The organism is Kitasatospora sp. NPDC002522 (genome assembly GCF_053595195.1).
The window spans coordinates 90,516-105,369 of the sequence record NZ_JBSFXE010000029.1; the positions used below are offsets into that span (position 1 = coordinate 90,516).

At 70.9% G+C, this 14,854-nt stretch carries 13 protein-coding genes and 1 tRNA gene; 5 read left to right on the plus strand and 9 right to left on the minus strand.

Features of this window, described 5'->3' with window-relative positions:
• Positions 1–117 precede the first annotated feature (117 nt).
• A complete protein-coding gene (gene bcp, locus ACWD4U_RS23750) occupies positions 118–591 on the plus strand; it encodes a thioredoxin-dependent thiol peroxidase (protein WP_363456126.1) in 474 nt (157 codons plus the stop codon).
• Between the two features lie 73 nt (positions 592–664).
• Here bcp and ACWD4U_RS23755 read toward each other — a convergent pair whose 3' ends face one another.
• Together ACWD4U_RS23755 and ACWD4U_RS23760 are read right to left on the minus strand one after the other, a co-directional pair.
• Complete coding sequence (locus tag ACWD4U_RS23755) at positions 665–3,046, minus strand: chitinase C-terminal domain-containing protein (RefSeq protein ID WP_449787292.1); 2,382 nt, start codon at positions 3,044–3,046, stop codon at positions 665–667.
• Positions 3,047–3,335: 289 nt separating this feature from the next.
• Entirely contained in the window at positions 3,336–5,681 is a 2,346-nt protein-coding gene (locus tag ACWD4U_RS23760) for a glycosyl hydrolase family 18 protein (protein ID WP_363456129.1), read from the minus strand.
• A gap of 215 nt (positions 5,682–5,896) precedes the next feature.
• Between ACWD4U_RS23760 and ACWD4U_RS23765 the strand changes: the two genes are divergently transcribed.
• A tRNA-Leu gene (locus tag ACWD4U_RS23765) sits at positions 5,897–5,980 on the plus strand.
• A 71-nt stretch (positions 5,981–6,051) separates the two neighbouring features.
• Here the strand turns inward: ACWD4U_RS23765 and rdgB are convergent.
• From rdgB to ACWD4U_RS23785, 4 genes are all read right to left on the minus strand, one after another.
• Positions 6,052–6,657: an RdgB/HAM1 family non-canonical purine NTP pyrophosphatase gene (gene rdgB, locus ACWD4U_RS23770; RefSeq protein ID WP_363456131.1), complete on the minus strand. Its 606-nt coding sequence runs from the start codon at positions 6,655–6,657 to the stop codon at positions 6,052–6,054.
• A gap of 62 nt (positions 6,658–6,719) precedes the next feature.
• Positions 6,720–7,115, minus strand: a complete 396-nt coding sequence (locus tag ACWD4U_RS23775; protein ID WP_363456134.1) for a hypothetical protein — start codon at positions 7,113–7,115, stop codon at positions 6,720–6,722.
• A 133-nt stretch (positions 7,116–7,248) separates the two neighbouring features.
• Entirely contained in the window at positions 7,249–7,974 is a 726-nt protein-coding gene (gene rph / locus ACWD4U_RS23780; RefSeq protein WP_363456137.1) for a ribonuclease PH, read from the minus strand.
• 92 nt (positions 7,975–8,066) lie between these two features.
• Positions 8,067–8,300: a PTS glucose/sucrose transporter subunit IIB gene (locus tag ACWD4U_RS23785; RefSeq protein ID WP_363456140.1), complete on the minus strand. Its 234-nt coding sequence runs from the start codon at positions 8,298–8,300 to the stop codon at positions 8,067–8,069.
• Positions 8,301–8,670: 370 nt separating this feature from the next.
• Here ACWD4U_RS23785 and ACWD4U_RS23790 point away from each other — a divergent pair, with 370 nt between their 5' ends.
• Together ACWD4U_RS23790 and ACWD4U_RS23795 are read left to right on the plus strand one after the other, a co-directional pair.
• Positions 8,671–9,963, plus strand: a complete 1,293-nt coding sequence (locus tag ACWD4U_RS23790; RefSeq protein ID WP_363456142.1) for a PTS transporter subunit EIIC — start codon at positions 8,671–8,673, stop codon at positions 9,961–9,963.
• Between the two features lie 246 nt (positions 9,964–10,209).
• Positions 10,210–11,457: a PTS transporter subunit EIIC gene (locus ACWD4U_RS23795; protein ID WP_363456145.1), complete on the plus strand. Its 1,248-nt coding sequence runs from the start codon at positions 10,210–10,212 to the stop codon at positions 11,455–11,457.
• A gap of 7 nt (positions 11,458–11,464) precedes the next feature.
• On the opposite strand, the gene ACWD4U_RS23800 is transcribed toward ACWD4U_RS23795, so the two are convergent.
• Positions 11,465–12,412: a helix-turn-helix transcriptional regulator gene (locus ACWD4U_RS23800; protein ID WP_363456148.1), complete on the minus strand. Its 948-nt coding sequence runs from the start codon at positions 12,410–12,412 to the stop codon at positions 11,465–11,467.
• Between the two features lie 140 nt (positions 12,413–12,552).
• Here ACWD4U_RS23800 and ACWD4U_RS23805 point away from each other — a divergent pair, with 140 nt between their 5' ends.
• Positions 12,553–13,467, plus strand: a complete 915-nt coding sequence (locus ACWD4U_RS23805; RefSeq protein WP_363456151.1) for a branched-chain amino acid transaminase — start codon at positions 12,553–12,555, stop codon at positions 13,465–13,467.
• Here the strand turns inward: ACWD4U_RS23805 and ACWD4U_RS23810 are convergent.
• Together ACWD4U_RS23810 and ACWD4U_RS23815 are read right to left on the minus strand one after the other, a co-directional pair.
• Positions 13,455–14,207: an MBL fold metallo-hydrolase gene (locus ACWD4U_RS23810; protein ID WP_363456153.1), complete on the minus strand. Its 753-nt coding sequence runs from the start codon at positions 14,205–14,207 to the stop codon at positions 13,455–13,457. The genes ACWD4U_RS23805 and ACWD4U_RS23810 overlap by 13 nt on opposite strands.
• A 162-nt stretch (positions 14,208–14,369) precedes the next feature.
• The gene (locus ACWD4U_RS23815) at positions 14,370–14,558 is read right to left on the minus strand and encodes a MerR family transcriptional regulator (protein WP_363456156.1); all 189 of its coding nucleotides are present in this window, start codon (positions 14,556–14,558) and stop codon (positions 14,370–14,372) included.
• Positions 14,559–14,854 lie beyond the last annotated feature (296 nt).

Sequence of the window (14,854 nt, forward strand, 5' to 3'; positions counted from 1 at the left end):
CTTCTTCGACCGACAGTCTGTCAGCTCGGCGCCGAGCGCGCGCAGTACCACCCACCAACGGAGGTAGGTTGGCAGGGAGCACGACCACCCGCACCGGCCACGAGGAGAAGCACCACCGTGAGCGACCGCCTGCAGGCGGGCGACACCGCCCCCGCCTTCACCCTGCCCGACGCCGACGGCAACGAGGTGTCGCTCGCCGACCACCTCGGCCGCAAGGTGATCGTCTACTTCTACCCGGCGGCGCTGACCCCGGGCTGCACCAAGCAGGCCTGCGACTTCACCGACAACCTGGAGGTGTTCGCGGGCGCCGGCTACGACGTGATCGGCATCTCGCCGGACAAGCCGGAGAAGCTGGGCAAGTTCCGCGAGACCGAGCACCTGAAGGTGACGCTGCTCTCCGACCCGGACCACAAGGCGCTGGAGGCGTACGGCGCGTTCGGCGAGAAGACCAACTACGGCCGCACCTACCAGGGCGTGATCCGCTCCACGGTGATCGTGGACGAGCAGGGCAAGGTCGAGCGGGCGCTGTACAACGTCCGCGCCACCGGCCACGTCGCGAAGCTGCTGAAGGACCTGAAGGTCGGTCAGTAGTACGGGCGCGACGCAGCGGTGGCGGCCGACCCCCCGACCGGGTCGACCGCCACCGCCGTCTATGGCCTCAGGGTCAGCAGGCCCCGAGGTCGGACCACACGCCCCACGCGCCGCTCAGCGACGGGTCCTCGTTGGTGGTCCACCACTTGTTCTGCCAGTAGTGGCCCTTCCAGGACACCTTGGTGGTGGTGGCGTACACCGCGGAGGCGCTCCAGCTCGGCGCACCCGAGCAGCTGCCGGTCGAGGCCGACGCGGACGGCGAGGCCGACTGCGAGACCGAGCCCGACGGCGACGCGGACTGCGAGGGCGAGGCGGAGGTGGACGCCGACGCGGACGGCGAGGCCGACTGCGACGGGGACGCGGAGGTGGACGCGGACACCGACGCGGACGGCGAGGCGGTGCCCGCGGTGGTGCCGCGGGTGAAGTCGCCGGTGATGCCGTACAGCGTGCCGCCGACGTTCACGGTCCAGTTGGACGGGGTCGACACCGGCAGGTAGTAGACGAAGTCGACGTCCACCGCGGCGCCCGGCGCCAGCGACTGCCAGGACGGCAGCTTCAGCGAGACGCGGTTGTAGGTGCCCTTCAGGCCGCCGACGTTCGAACCGGTGTTGTCCGAGCGGACGATGGAGGAGTTGAAGCCCGACTGGTCGTGCGCGTTGTTGGGCGCGGAGACCGAGTAGTCGAACTGGAACTCGCTGCCGCCCGGCAGGGTCACCGTCGAGTTGTTGACGATGTGGATCTTCGGGTTGATCGGGTAGTTGTTGTCGCCCAGCTGGAAGTTGGTGAACGACACGTCGATCGGCAGGGTCTGGGCCGGCAGCGCGATGGTGGAGCGGGTCGCACCGTAGGCCGAGGCCGACTTGAACTTGTCGTACAGCAGCGAGGTCATGGTGTTGCCCGGGACGTACTCGCCCTTGCCGCCGTTGGCGGTGGCGTCCCACTTGTAGTCGCCGGCCAGCTCCCAGATCATCGCGCCGCCGACGCCCTGGTTGACCAGGTAGTCCGCCTTGGCCGCGATGGACTGGTCGTCCTCGGTGGAGAGGAAGACCTTCTTGTTCGCGTTCCACAGCCACGACGCGACCAGCGAGGAGCTGTAGTTGTGGCTGTAGCTGCCGTTCAGCGCGGTGTCGGTGACGCCGTACTTGCCCAGGTAGTCCGGCAGGACGCCGGCCTCCAGGTTCTTGGCGTGCCACATCGGGTTGGAGCCGGCGGGCGACTCCTTGCCGTTGGTGTCCAGGTCGTGCCACAGGTTGTCGATGCCGACGGCGCCGTCACCGCAGGTGGTGAGGCCGGAGCCGGCCGGGCAGCTGGTCGTGGAGGCGGTGCCCCACAGGCCGTTGGTGCCGCCGGTGACGTTCTTGAAGCCGCGGGAGTAGTACGGCACGCCGAGGTTGATCCGGCCGGCCGGCATCGCGCCGCGGAAGTAGTGGTACGCCCAGTCGCCGTTCAGGTAGCCGATCCCGCCGTACTGCGAGGTGCCGTACACGTTGGCGGCCTTGAGCTCGGCGTCGTTGCCGTCGTCGAACAGCGAGGCGTTCGGGCCGACGTACTGGTTCCACGCGCCGTGCAGGTCGTACGACATGATGTTGACGTAGTCCAGGTACTGGGTGACCTGGAAGGTCTCCATGCCGCGCAGCAGGTAGCCCGAGGACGGGGCGGCGACCGACAGCAGGTAGTACTTGCCGTCGGCGGCGGAGGCCCGGTCGAGCTTCTCGCGCATGGTCTTCATCAGCGCCGCGTAGCCCTTCATCAGCGAGCCGCGCTTGGCGTTGCTGATGGAGTAGTCGAGCGGGTTGCCCGCGTCCTTCATCGAGGTCGGGTACTCGTAGTCGAGGTCGACGCCGTTGAAGCCGTACTTCTTGATGAAGGTGACGGCCGAGTCCGCGAAGGTGTTGATGCCGGCCTGGTTGACCGAGCCGTCCGCGTTCACGGTCATCGAGTAGAAGCCGCCCGAGCCGACCCGGCTGCCCGAGTCGTCGAAGTAGCCGCCGGTCTCGGCCCAACCGCCCACAGAGACCATGGTCTTGACGTTCGGGTACTGCTTCTTGAACTTGCTCAGCAGGTTGAAGTGGCCCTTGTAGGAGAACGAGGGGTCCATCTCCGCGCCGGCCACGCCGGGGAAGGTCATCCCGGTGGCGGCGTTGTCCGCGCTGTCGGTGCCCACCGAGATGGTGTTGTCACCGGCGACGTGCGCGAACGCGTAGTTGAGGTGGGTGACCTTGTCCCAGGGGATGTTGTTCACCAGGTAGGCGGGCGTGCCGTCCTTGCCGGTGCGCCAGCCGGTGAAGTAGCCGATGACGCGCCGCTGGTGGTCGGCGCCCATCTGCTCGCGGCCCGCGGCGTCGTAGACGTTGCAGTACGGCACGTCGACGCCGGGCGTGGTGTACATCCCGTCGGGGCGACAGGCCTGGTTGTCGACGGCGGCGGCGGACGGCGCGACACCCAGGGTGCCCATCAGCAGGCCCGCCAGGCCCGCCGCGGCCGTCACCGCGAACGCCGCCTTGCGGGCGGTCCTCGGACGGCGCGCAGCGGTGGGACGCTGCTCCGTCGTGGTTCGGATCAACACTCGGTCCTCCGGGAGAGAGTGTCGTGCGCATGCCTGTGGGGGGCTCACGCATGTGGGGGAAGTTGCGCCGAACTTAGAAGGTCTGGACCATTGCCGTCAACAGGTCTGTACCAACTGAATGGCGAAGGCCGAGCCGTCCGCACTCGGACGACCCGGCCTTCCCTAGCGGAATCTGACGCTACTTCATGCTTGCGGTCATCGCGTTGACCAGCGTGCCGGACGGGTCGTCGGCCTCCAGCGAGTAGGCGAAGATGCCGCCGAGGCCCTTGCCGGTGGCGTAGGAGCCGCGGGCCGCGATCGCCTGCGGGGTGTCACCGGTCCACAGGGTGGTGCCGTCGTAGATCCACGAGCTCTGCGTGGTGGCGTCCCAGTGCACCGAGGCGCCGCTGGTCTTGCCGGCCGCCGCCAGCTCCTTCCAGAACGCCACGCCGGCGGTCTGGCTGGTGCCCTGCGCGGCGGAGGGGCCGGTCGCGCTCTGGTACAGGCCGTTGGTCGATCCGGCCGGCACCCCGGTCCAGCCGCGCAGGTAGAACGGCACGCCCACGACCAGCTTGGACGCCGGGAAGCCGCCCTTGATGCCGTACGCCGCCGCGCCGTTGAGGTAGGCGTTCACCGCGTTGTCGACCGTGTACTTCTGGGTGCCGGGGGCGACGACCTTGCTCGGGTCGTTCGGGCTGTCGTACAGCGGGTCCTGCAGGTTCGTCGGACCGGTGGCGTCCCACGCGCCGTGCATGTCGTAGGACATCACGTTGCCGTAGTCCAGGTACTTGCCGATCTGGTCGGTCTGCAGCAGCGCGATCTTGTCCTGGCCGCTCGGCAGCGCCGAGGTGAGCAGGTACTTCTTGCCCAGGGTGGCGCCGTAGGCGTCCAGCTGGTTGCGGAACTCGGCCAGCAGCGCGGTGTAGTTGGCGGTGTCGGCGGCCGAGGTGTGGTTGCCGGTGTGCCCGCCGGCCGAGGCCGGGTACTCCCAGTCGATGTCGATGCCGTCGAAGATGCCCGCGGCCGAGCCGACCCCGCCGGCCGCGTCGCCCTGGACGCTGGGCAGGTTGCCCTTGATGAACATGTCCAGGCAGGAGGAGACCAGCTTCTTGCGCGAGGCGTCGGTGGCCGCCGCGTCGGAGAAGTACTTGGAGTAGGTCCAGCCGCCCAGCGACATGGTGATCTTCAGGTTCGGGTACTTCGCCTTCAGCTCGCGGAGCTGGTTGAAGTTGCCCTTCAGCGGCTGGGTCCAGGCGTCGGTGGTGCCGTCCACCGCGATGTCGGCGGTGTAGCCCTTCTGGTAGTCCGCGAAGGCGTCGCCCGCGCCGTCGCCGGCGTTCGGGTTGTTGTCGTTGGTGTCCGCGGCCTTGATGGTCTCGAAGCAGGTCAGGTTGGCCGGGTCGATGTTGGCGAAGGCGTAGGTCATGGTGTTCAGCCCGGCCGCCGCGCCGGAGGCCGCCATGCTGGACGGGTAGTACTTGTTCCCGTAGATGCCCCACTGCGAGAAGTACGCCGACTTCAGCGCCCCGGTGCGGGCCGCCCCGGTGGTCACCGTGACCGGCGCGGACAGCCCGCTGCTGTGCCCGTCCTTGTCGTAGCCCTGCACCGCGAAGGTGTACGCGGTGTTCGGCAGCAGCGAGGAGACGGTCACCGAGGTGCCCATCGAGGTCGCGGTCTGGTTGGCGCCCGAGAAGATCCGGTAGACCGCGCTGTTGCCGTTCTGCGCGTTGTCGGCGGAGGCGTTCCACTTCAGCGTGACCGCGGTGCCCGAGACGGTCGCGGTCAGCCCCGTCGGGGTGGTCACCACGCCGTCCCCGCCCGGGGTCGGCGAACCGCTGGCGCTGGCCGTCGGCGAGGCGCTGGTGCTCGGGCTCGCGGAGGCGGACGTCGAGGGCGAGGCGGAGGCGGACGGCGAGGCGGAGGCGGTGGCCGAGGCCGAGGGGCTCGCGGAGGTCGAACTCGCGCTCGCGGACGGGCTGCTGGAAGTCGCGCCGCCGGGCCCGGTGAGCGTGAGGTCGTCCGCGTAGTAGGTGCCCTGCCCGTACCAGCCGTGGGTGTAGACGGTCACCGAGGTGGTCGAGGCGCCGGTGGTGAAGGTGGTGCCGAGGCTCGCCCAGTTGGCGTTGGAGCCCCAGGTCGAGGTGTCGGTGGTCCCGGTGCCGGTGACGCCCAGGTAGGTGTAGTTGCCCTTCAGCCAACCGCTCAGGCTGTACGTGGTGTTGGGGCTGACCGCGACGGTCTGCGAGCACTGCGCGGTGTCGGACGCCGAGGCCGCCGCCTGCAGCGCCTTGCTGCCGCCGTGCGGGGCGGTGGCGGTGATCGAGCCGAGGCCGCCGGAGCAGTTCCAGCCGGCCAGCGTGCCGGTCTCGAAGTCGCCGTTGCCCAGCAGGTTGACGGTGGCGGCGGAGGAGGCGCCGCCGATCACGGTGACCAGTCCGGCGGCGCCCGCCACCAGGGCGGTCGCGGTGGCCAGCGCGGTGCCGGCCCGCAGCGGTCGGCGGCCGGATCGGGCGACGGGGTGCGCGGCTGTGGCGCGTTCGGGCATGGGTCGCTCCAGGGTGCTCCGCGCCCGGCAGGGGGACCGGGCGACGTGGGGGAACGCGGATCGGCGCGAAGTTATGTGGTCTGAACCACATGCGTCAATAGGTCTGTACCAATCCTTGACCAAGCCCCGGTGCACCCCGCCGGCCGCCCGACGCCGCCCGAAAGAGTGGTGCAACGGCGCACGGGGGCCAAGTAGCATGACGGGAGTCGGTGCCGGCGGTCTTGGCGGAATTGGCAGACGCCCGGGTTTTAGGTGCCCGTGAGAGAAATCTCGTGAGGGTTCGAGTCCCTCAGGCCGCACCTGGTACGAACGCCGCAGGGCCCGCCCGGGAGTCATCCCGGGCGGGCCCTGCGGCGTTCCTGACGGCGGCTCAGCCGAGCAGCTCGGCCACCACCGGGGCGAGCGCCCGGAACGCCTGGCCGCGGTGGCTGATCGCGTTCTTCTCGGCGGCGGTCAACTCGGCGCAGGTCCGGCTCTCGCCGAGCGGCTGCAGGATCGGGTCGTAGCCGAAGCCGCCGTCCCCGGCGGGCGCGGTGCGCAGCGTTCCGGGCAGCCGGCCCTCCACCACCCGCTCGGTGCCGTCCGGCAGCGCGAGCGCCGCGGCGCAGGCGAAGGAGGCGGCGCGGTGCTCGGGGGCGATGTCGCCGAGCTGGGCGAGCAGCAGCTCCAGGTTGGCCCGGTCGTCGCCGTGCTTGCCGGCCCAGCGCGCGGAGAAGATGCCCGGCGCCCCGCCGAGCACGTCCACGCACAGCCCGGAGTCGTCGGCGACGGCGGGCAGTCCGGTGGCGCGGGCCAGCGCGTGCGCCTTGAGCAGCGCGTTCTCGGCGAAGGTCACCCCGGTCTCGGGCACGTCCGGCACCTCGGGAAAGGCGTCCGCCCCGACCAGCTCGACCTCCAGTCCGGCCGCGCCGAGGATGTCGCGCAGCTCGGCGACCTTGTGCTGGTTGCGGGTGGCGAGAACGAGTCGCTTGGTCATGGCCCCAGCCTAGTGACCCGCCGGCCCGCCGACCGACCTGCCGGGACCGGCGACCCGTCAGGTCAGCCGGTGCACAGCTTGCTCAGCCGCCCGGCGGCGCTGCCCAGCGGTCCGAGGTCGGGCACCTGGTTGTTGTCGATGGCGGTCTGCACCTTGGCGACCTGGCTCTGCATGTCGCCGACCGCCTTGGTCAGGTCGGCGTCCGAGGAGTTGCGCCCGAGCTGGTCCAGGTCGGTCTTCAGCTGCTGCAGCGCCCGCCCGGCCGCGGCCGGGTCCTGCTGGGCGTTGTTGTAGGCCGACCCGACCTGGGTGATGTCCGAGGAGATCCGCACCGCCGTGTTGGCGCAGTCCACCGCCTTCTGCGCGGCGGAGCAGCTGACCGCACTCAGTGGCAGGACCAGCACCAGCGCCGCGGCGGCGAGCGCGGTGGAGCGGTGGATGCTGAGCGCCTGGTGCATCGGCGAATCCTCCGGGAGGGGGTGCGGGTTCTCAGCGAACGTTAAGGTCTGCCCGTACGCCCTGTACAGCACGTACGGGCATCCCTTTGGACAACTGACGGCCGTTCAGCCCATCCCGGTTCCCGCCCTGGCGTTACGCCTCCAGCGCCTTGCGCTGGATCTCGTCGAGCTCGGCGCAGCCCAGGGTGCCGAGGTCGAGCAGCTGGTTGAGCAGGTCGCGGTCGAAGGGGGCGCCCTCGGCGGTGCCCTGGACCTCGACGAAGCGCCCGTCGGAGGTGCAGACGATGTTCATGTCGGTCTCGGCGCGGACGTCCTCCTCGTACTGGAGGTCGAGCATCGGCACGCCGCCGATGATGCCCACGCTGACCGCGCTGACGCCGCCGGTGATCGGCTGGCCCTTGGCCCGCAGCAGCTTCTTCTCGCGCGCCCAGGAGACCGCGTCGACCAGCGCCACGTAGGCGCCGGTGATCGCCGCGGTGCGGGTGCCGCCGTCGGCCTGCAGCACGTCGCAGTCGAGCACGATGGTGTTCTCGGCGAGCGCCCGGTGGTCGACCACGGCGCGCAGCGAACGGCCGATCAGCCGGCTGATCTCGTGGGTGCGGCCGCCGATCTTGCCGCGCACCGACTCGCGGTCGCCGCGGGTGTTGGTGGAACGCGGGAGCATGGCGTACTCGGCGGTCACCCAGCCCTCGCCGCTGCCCTTGCGCCAGCGCGGGACGCCCTCGGTGACGCTCGCGGTGCAGAGCACCTTGGTGTCGCCGTAGGAGACCAGGACGGAGCCTTCGGCGTGCTTGCTCCACCCGCGTTCGATGGTGACGGGGCGGAGCTGGTCGGGGGTGCGGCCGTCGATGCGTGACATGCGACCGAGCGTATCGGGTCCCCGACGTGCCGCGGCCCGCCTCCCGCGGGTGCGGGGGCGGGCCGGGCGGTACGGCGAGCCGGCGACTCAGCTCACATCATGTCCTCGATCTCGGCGGCGATCGGGTCGGCGTCGGTGCCGATGACGACCTGGATCGCCGTGCCCATCTTCACCACACCGTGGGCACCCGCCGCCTTCAGAGCGGCCTCGTCCACCTTGCTGGCGTCATGGACCTCGGTGCGCAGCCGGGTGATGCAGCCCTCCACCTCGTCGATGTTCTCGATTCCGCCGAGACCGGCGACGATCTTCTCTGCCTTGGTGGCCATGGTGTTTCTCCCTCTGTCTCGGCGCTTCGGCGGTCGGTCGCCTGGTGCCGTACTGCGGTGTGCGGTGGTACCGGCCGGAGGTGACACGGCATCAGTCTGCCGCGCCGTCCGACGGCGCGACCAGCATCACCCGTTTCCGACCGATATGCCACGTTAGTCCACTTTCGGACCAGCTCCGCGCGCGGCCGCCGTCCCGCCACCCGGAGGATGACGATCATCGGGATCTCGAACCGGCGGCTCCGCATTCGCCCGGAAGTGGTCTACACCAATTCTAGGTGTACCCGCACAACGCGGCGCGGTCCGCCGTTGTTCCTGGCCGACGCACGGACGAACCCCTAAGACCGACGGGCACGGCAGCGGAGGGCCGACGATGAGTTCACCAGGCGCCACGGCGCATCAGTCCACGTGGTGGCACACCTTCTACGGCGGCCTGCAGAAGATGGGCCGCAGCCTCCAGCTGCCGGTCGCCGTCCTGCCCGCCGCCGGCCTCCTGACCCGCTTCGGCCAGGACGACATCTTCGGCAAGGACGGCCTCGGCTGGAACAAGGTCGCCGCAGCGATCGCCGCCGCCGGCGGCGCGCTGCTCAACCCGGCGCTCGGCCTGCCGCTGCTGTTCTGCATCGGCGTGGCGATCGGCATGGCCAAGAAGGCCGACGGCTCCACCGCGCTCGCCGCGGTGGCCGGCTTCCTGGTCTACTACGGCGTCCTGCACGCCTTCCCGAAGGCCTGCCCGCCCCCCTCGGTCCTCGAGGGCACGGCCTGCGTCGACTTCACCGCCAAGACGGTGGAGTCGGCCGCCTTCCAGAATCCCGGCGTACTCGGCGGCATCTCGATGGGCCTCTTCTCGGCCTGGCTGTGGGTGCGCTACCACCGGGTCAAGCTGGTCGACTGGCTGGGCTTCTTCAACGGCCGCCGCCTGGTCCCGATGATCACCGCACTGGTCGGCCTGCTGTTCGGCTCGCTGATGGTGTGGATCTGGCAGCCCATCGGCGACGGGCTGGAGCACTTCTCCAAGTCGCTCTCCGACCTGGGCTCCCTCGGCTCCGGCATCTTCGGCGTCGCCAACCGTGCCCTGCTGCTGATCGGCATGCACCAGCTGCTGAACACCTTCGTCTGGTTCCAGTTCGGCACCTACACCAACGCCGCCACCGGCAAGACCGCCACCGGCGACATCGGCCGCTTCCTGGCCGGCGACCCGACGGCCGGCCAGTTCCTCTCCGGCTTCTTCCCGATCATGATGTTCGCGCTCCCCGCCGCCGCCATGGCCATCGCGGCCTGCGCCAAGCCGCACCGGCGCAAGGAGATCTACGGCCTGATGACCTCGGTCGCCCTGACCTCCTTCGTCACCGGCGTCACCGAACCCGTCGAGTACTCCTTCGCCTACGTGGCCCCCCTGCTGTACGGGATCCACGCCCTGCTCACCGGCGCCTCGATGGCGATCACCTGGGGGCTCGGCGTCCACGACGGCTTCAGTTTCTCGGCCGGTCTGATCGACTACGTCATCAACTGGAACCTGGCCACGAAACCCTGGCTGATCATCCCGATCGGCCTGTGTTTCGCGGTGGTCTACTACGTGCTCTTCCGCTTCGTCATCGTCAAATTCGACCTGAAGACACCGGGTCGCGAGGACGACGACGAGGTCGAGGACGTCACCAAGGCCTGAGCCCGCAGCTCAGCGGTGCCGCACCCCCCGCGCCGGGGGGTGCGGCATTTGTTGCTCCGGATGGCGAAAGGCGGGTCCACGGCGTTAATTGAGGGATCGTCAACCGGGCCAAGGTTTCGATTCCGTAGCGCTTGTCCCCGGCGAACCTTAAGAGGGTTCCGGTGGCTGTTCGACGCGTGCTAGAAAAACTCACGAGGCCATCAGTGGTCTAGACCAGGATCGCGCTGCCGTGAGGACCCACCCCGAATGAGTACGACTGCGCAGGCACCCGTCGCGGCACCGGGCGGACGGGAGTGGCGCTCCCGGGTCTTCCAGCCACTGCAGAAGGTCGGGCGCAGCCTGCAGCTCCCGATCGCCGTGCTGCCCGCGGCCGGCATCCTGCTGCGGCTCGGCCAGGACGACGTCTTCGGCTCCGAGGGCCTGGGCTGGACCAAGGTCGCCGAGGTGTTCGCCGCCTCCGGGCACGCGGTCTTCGACTGGATGCCGCTGCTGTTCTGCGTCGGCATCGCGATCGGCTTCGCGAAGAAGGCCGACGGCTCCACCGCGCTGGCCGCGCTGGTCGGCTTCCTGACGTACCACCAGGTGCTCACCGCCTTCCCCAAGACGCCCTACCAGGTGCTGCCCGGCCACGACGTGGAGGCCACCTACCAGGACCCGGGCGTGCTCGGCGGGCTGGTGGTCGGGCTGCTGGCCGCCGTGCTGTGGCAGCGCCTGCACCGCACCCGGCTGGTGGACTGGCTGGGCTTCTTCAACGGGCGGCGGCTGGTGCCGATCGTCATGGCCTTCGTCGGCACCGGGCTGGGCATCTTCTTCGGGCTGTGCTGGGGTCCGATCGGCTCGGCCGTGGACGGCTTCAGCAACTGGGTGATCGGGCTCGGCGCGCTCGGCTCCGGGATCTTCGGGCTGGCCAACCGGGCCCTGCTGCCGTTCGGCATGCACCAGTTCGTCAACACCTTCTTCTGGCAGCAGGCCGGCAGCTTCACCGACTCGGCCGGCAAGCTGGTCCACGGCGACCAGAACCGCTTCTTCCAACTCGACCCCAGCGCGGGCCAGTTCATGTCCGGCTTCTTCCCGGTCATGATGTTCGGCCTGCCCGCCGCGGCCCTCGCCATCGCCCACTGCGCCCGCCCGGAACGGCGCCGCGCCGTGCTCGGCATGATGTTCTCCCTCGCCCTCACCTCCTTCGCCACCGGCATCACCGAACCGATCGAGTTCGCCTTCCTCTTCATCGCCCCGGTCCTGTACGGCATCCACGCCCTGCTGACCGCCGCCTCCATGGTGGTCACCTGGGCGCTCGGCGTGCACCACGGCTTCACCTTCTCCGCCGGCGTGATCGACTACGTCCTCAACTGGCGCTACGCGACGCACCCCTGGCTGATCATCCCGATCGGCCTGGTGTTCGCGGCGGTCTACTACACGGTGTTCAGATTCGTGATCATCCGCTTCGACCTGAAGACACCGGGCCGCGAGGAGGACGGGTTCGAGGACGGCTGAGCGCTCCTCAGATCCAGCCCAGCCTGGTGGCGTGGACGCCCGCCTGGAAGCGGGACTGGGCGCCGAGGGCGGTGGTGAGGTCGGCGACCAGGCGGCGGACGGTGCGGTCGGAGATCTCGAGCTTGCGGCCGATGGCCTGGTCGGTGAGGCCGGCGGCGAGCAGGCGGAGCACCTCGCGGTGGCGGTCGTCGGGGGTGGTGCGGCCGAGCAGCTCCGGGGGGACCCAGGACGCGGCCCAGAAGTGCTCGAAGAGCTCGCGGACTACGCTCACCACGGCGCGGTCGCGGACCACCACCGCCGCTGTGCCCAGCGGCTCGCCGGGCGCGGGCAGCACCGCGAGGCCGGCGTCGACCACGATCAGCCACAGCGGCAGCGTGTGCGCGACCCGGATGCTGGCGCCGGCCGCGGTGAGCTGCTGGACGTGGGCGAGTACCGCGGCCTGGTGCAGCGCGGCGGCCGGGTAGATGGTGCGCAGCGCGACCCGGTGGGCCAGGGCGATCCGCTCGCGGGCGAGCTTCTCGGCCAGGCCGCTCTCGGACTGGTCCTGGCCGGGCCGCAGCGAGAGCGCCTCGCTGCGGGCGGCGCGGGCGGCGTCCTCCAGCAGTGCGGCGATCCGGTCGGCGCCGCGGACCAGCTCGTGGGCGGTGCCGGTGTGCAGCGGCAGGTAGCGGGTGTGCAGCCGCTCGATCCGGTCGCGGGTGCTGCGGGCCTCGCCGAGCAGCGTGTCGATGCGGTGGTCGGAGTCGGCGAGCAGGTGGCGGACGGCGGTGTCGACCGAGACGGGCGCCACGCCGCTCGCGGTGCGGGTGGTCTGCTGGAGCAGTCCGAGGGTCCGCAGCTCGCCCAGCGCTTCGGTGAACTCCCGCTCTCCGCAGCCGAGTTCCTCACGCAGGGAGTCCAGCGCGCGGCCGGGATCGGCGAGCAGGCGGGCATACAGGGCGGTGCTGGTCTCCACGGCGGCGACCCTATGCCCGCGCCCGGGGGTCGGACGGCGGTTTCCAGCATCCGAGACGGGTGCTCCGGTGGCGGCCATGGCCTGATCCGGCGCCGCCGGGGCCCTTCGCCGGGCGGACCCGGCTGCGCAGGATGGGCGGCATGGCGATTCCCGAGGCTTCCGTGATCTGGTTCGACGGCGCGCTGGTGCCCTGGCACGAGGCGCGCGTCCACGTGCTCACCCATGGACTGCACTACGGCACCGGGGTGTTGGAAGGCACCCGGGTGTTCGAGACCGCCGACGGGCCGGCGGTGTTCCGACTCGCGGAGCACATGCTCCGGATGGCCCGCAGCGCCCGCATGCTGCGCATCGAACTGCCGTACTCCGTCGATGAGTTGTGCGCGGCGACGGTGGCACTGGTGCGGGCCAACGGCCACCGGGCGTGCTACCTGCGGCACCTGGCGTTCCTGGGCTACGGGTCGATGGGGCTGGACATGCGCCACTCCCCCACCAGCGTGGCCATCACCTCCTGGGAGTGGCCGGACTACCTGGGCGGGCGCGGGCTGCGACTGATGACCAGCAGTTGGCGGCGCAACGACCCCAACTCGGTCCCCCCGGCGGCGAAGGGCACCGGCCCGTACCTCAACTCGGCGCTGGCCCGGCGGGAGGCCACCGACGCGGGCTACGACGAGGCGCTGCTGCTGGCCACCGACGGCTCGGTCAGCGAGTGCAGCTCGGAGAACGTCTTCGCGGTGCGCGACGGCGTGCTGCGCACGCCCCCGGCGAGCGCGGGCGCGCTGGAGGGGATCACCCAGTCCACGGTGCTGACGCTGGCCCGGGACCTGGGCGTGGAGGTGCGGGTGGAGAGCCTGCTGCGCTCGGACCTGTACGCGGCGGACGAGGTGTTCATCTCCGGCACGGCCGCCGGGGTGGTCCCGGTCGCCTCCCTGGACGACCGTGAACTACCGTCGGCGGAGGGCGAGTTGACCAGGAAGCTGGCGGAGGCGTACCGGGCCGCGGTGAGCGGGGAGGACGTGCGGTACCGGCACTGGCTGACGCCGGTTCACAGCTCGTAGACGGCTCCGGCGACCGCCAGGTCCACCGGTCCGGGGAACGCCTCGGCGGCGTCCTCGCGGTTGCGCTGCCGGTCGGTCCACGGCGGGATGTGGGTGAGCACCAGGTGCTTGGCCCCGGCCGCGGCGGCGTGCTCGCCGGCCTGCCGGCCGTTGAGGTGGATCGAGTCGAAGCTCTCCTTGCCCTCGGTGTAAGCCGCCTCGCAGAGGAACAGGTCGGTGCCGCGGGCGAGTTCGACCAGGTCCGGGCAGATCCCGGTGTCCCCGGAGTAGACCAGGCTGCGGCCGCCGTGCTCGATCCGGAAGCCGTACGCCTCGCAGTCCAGGTGGTTGACCCGGACGGCGGTGACGGTCAGCGGGCCGAGTTTCAGGCGGGCGCCGTCGGCGAGGTCGCGGAAGTCGAAGACCTCGGTCATCCCGGGTTCCGCGGGCATGTCGTAGGCGCGGGCGAGGCGCTCGGCGGTGCCGGTCGGGCCGTACACCGGCACCGGATCGGGGCAGCCCTCGACCCGGTAGTTGCGGGCCACCCAGTAGGCGCACAGGTCGATGCAGTGGTCCGCGTGCAGGTGGCTGAGCAGGACCGCGTCCACGTCGTACAGCCCGGTGTACTTCTGCAGCGCGCCGAGCGCGCCGTTGCCGAGGTCGACCACCAGGCGGTAGCCGTCCGCCTCCACCAGATAGCTGGAGCAGGGGGAGTCCACGGACGGGAAGCTCCCCGAGCACCCCACCACGGTCAGTTTCATGCCGAGCCCTTCCCGCCCCGTCGGGCCATCGTCCGCGGCCGTCCGCGCCGCCGGCGGGGCGGAGCGGGGTCTTTGACTGTCGAGGGTAAGGGCCGGGCGGCACTTTGCCCCCTCTCCCGTGCCGGGCTGTGGGCGGAATCACCAGGACGGGGCGGGCCCCCGTCAGCGGCGGCCGGGGCGGCCGCGGGCCCACTCCCGGATGGTGTCGGCGTACCAGCGCGGGTGCCCGGCGGAGTCCACCCGGTCCGGTTCGGGCAGCAGTCCGTGCCGCTTGTAGTTGCGGACGGTCTCGGCCTGCACGTTGATGTGCCGGGCGATCTCGACGTACGACCAGAGCTCTCGGCCGGGCATGCGCCCACCTCCGGGATGACGGCGAACCAGTGGAGCGCTGCCAGCCTCGCCCGGCCGCCCGCGGCGGTCGGCACCCGACCGGGGTCGGTGGCCGATCGGTGACGAAGCGGTCACCGGGAACGGACAAAGACCGGAGTGTCACACCGGGCCGATGATCCGACCATCATGGCGCTGAGCTGCCGAAACGACGGCGGGGGGGGGGGGGGGGGGGGGGGGGGGGGGGGCGCCGGGGCCCCCCCCCCCACCCACCCGAACGGCGGGGGGCGGGGCGGCCGCCCCCGCCGCGGGGGGCCGGG

What these genes read in the sequence shown, in the direction of transcription:
- ACWD4U_RS23755 (WP_449787292.1), bottom strand. Translation starts at nt 3,046, where the DNA reads ATGGGCACCCTGGGTGTCGCGCCGTCCGCCGCCGCCGTCGACAACCAG.
- ACWD4U_RS23760 (WP_363456129.1), bottom strand. Translation starts at nt 5,681, where the DNA reads ATGCCCGAACGCGCCACAGCCGCGCACCCCGTCGCCCGATCCGGCCGC.
- rdgB (WP_363456131.1), bottom strand. Translation starts at nt 6,657, where the DNA reads ATGACCAAGCGACTCGTTCTCGCCACCCGCAACCAGCACAAGGTCGCC.
- ACWD4U_RS23775 (WP_363456134.1), bottom strand. Translation starts at nt 7,115, where the DNA reads ATGCACCAGGCGCTCAGCATCCACCGCTCCACCGCGCTCGCCGCCGCG.
- rph (WP_363456137.1), bottom strand. Translation starts at nt 7,974, where the DNA reads ATGTCACGCATCGACGGCCGCACCCCCGACCAGCTCCGCCCCGTCACC.
- ACWD4U_RS23785 (WP_363456140.1), bottom strand. Translation starts at nt 8,300, where the DNA reads ATGGCCACCAAGGCAGAGAAGATCGTCGCCGGTCTCGGCGGAATCGAG.
- ACWD4U_RS23790 (WP_363456142.1), top strand. Translation starts at nt 8,671, where the DNA reads ATGAGTTCACCAGGCGCCACGGCGCATCAGTCCACGTGGTGGCACACC.
- ACWD4U_RS23795 (WP_363456145.1), top strand. Translation starts at nt 10,210, where the DNA reads ATGAGTACGACTGCGCAGGCACCCGTCGCGGCACCGGGCGGACGGGAG.
- ACWD4U_RS23805 (WP_363456151.1), top strand. Translation starts at nt 12,553, where the DNA reads ATGGCGATTCCCGAGGCTTCCGTGATCTGGTTCGACGGCGCGCTGGTG.
- ACWD4U_RS23810 (WP_363456153.1), bottom strand. Translation starts at nt 14,207, where the DNA reads ATGAAACTGACCGTGGTGGGGTGCTCGGGGAGCTTCCCGTCCGTGGAC.
- ACWD4U_RS23815 (WP_363456156.1), bottom strand. Translation starts at nt 14,558, where the DNA reads ATGCCCGGCCGAGAGCTCTGGTCGTACGTCGAGATCGCCCGGCACATC.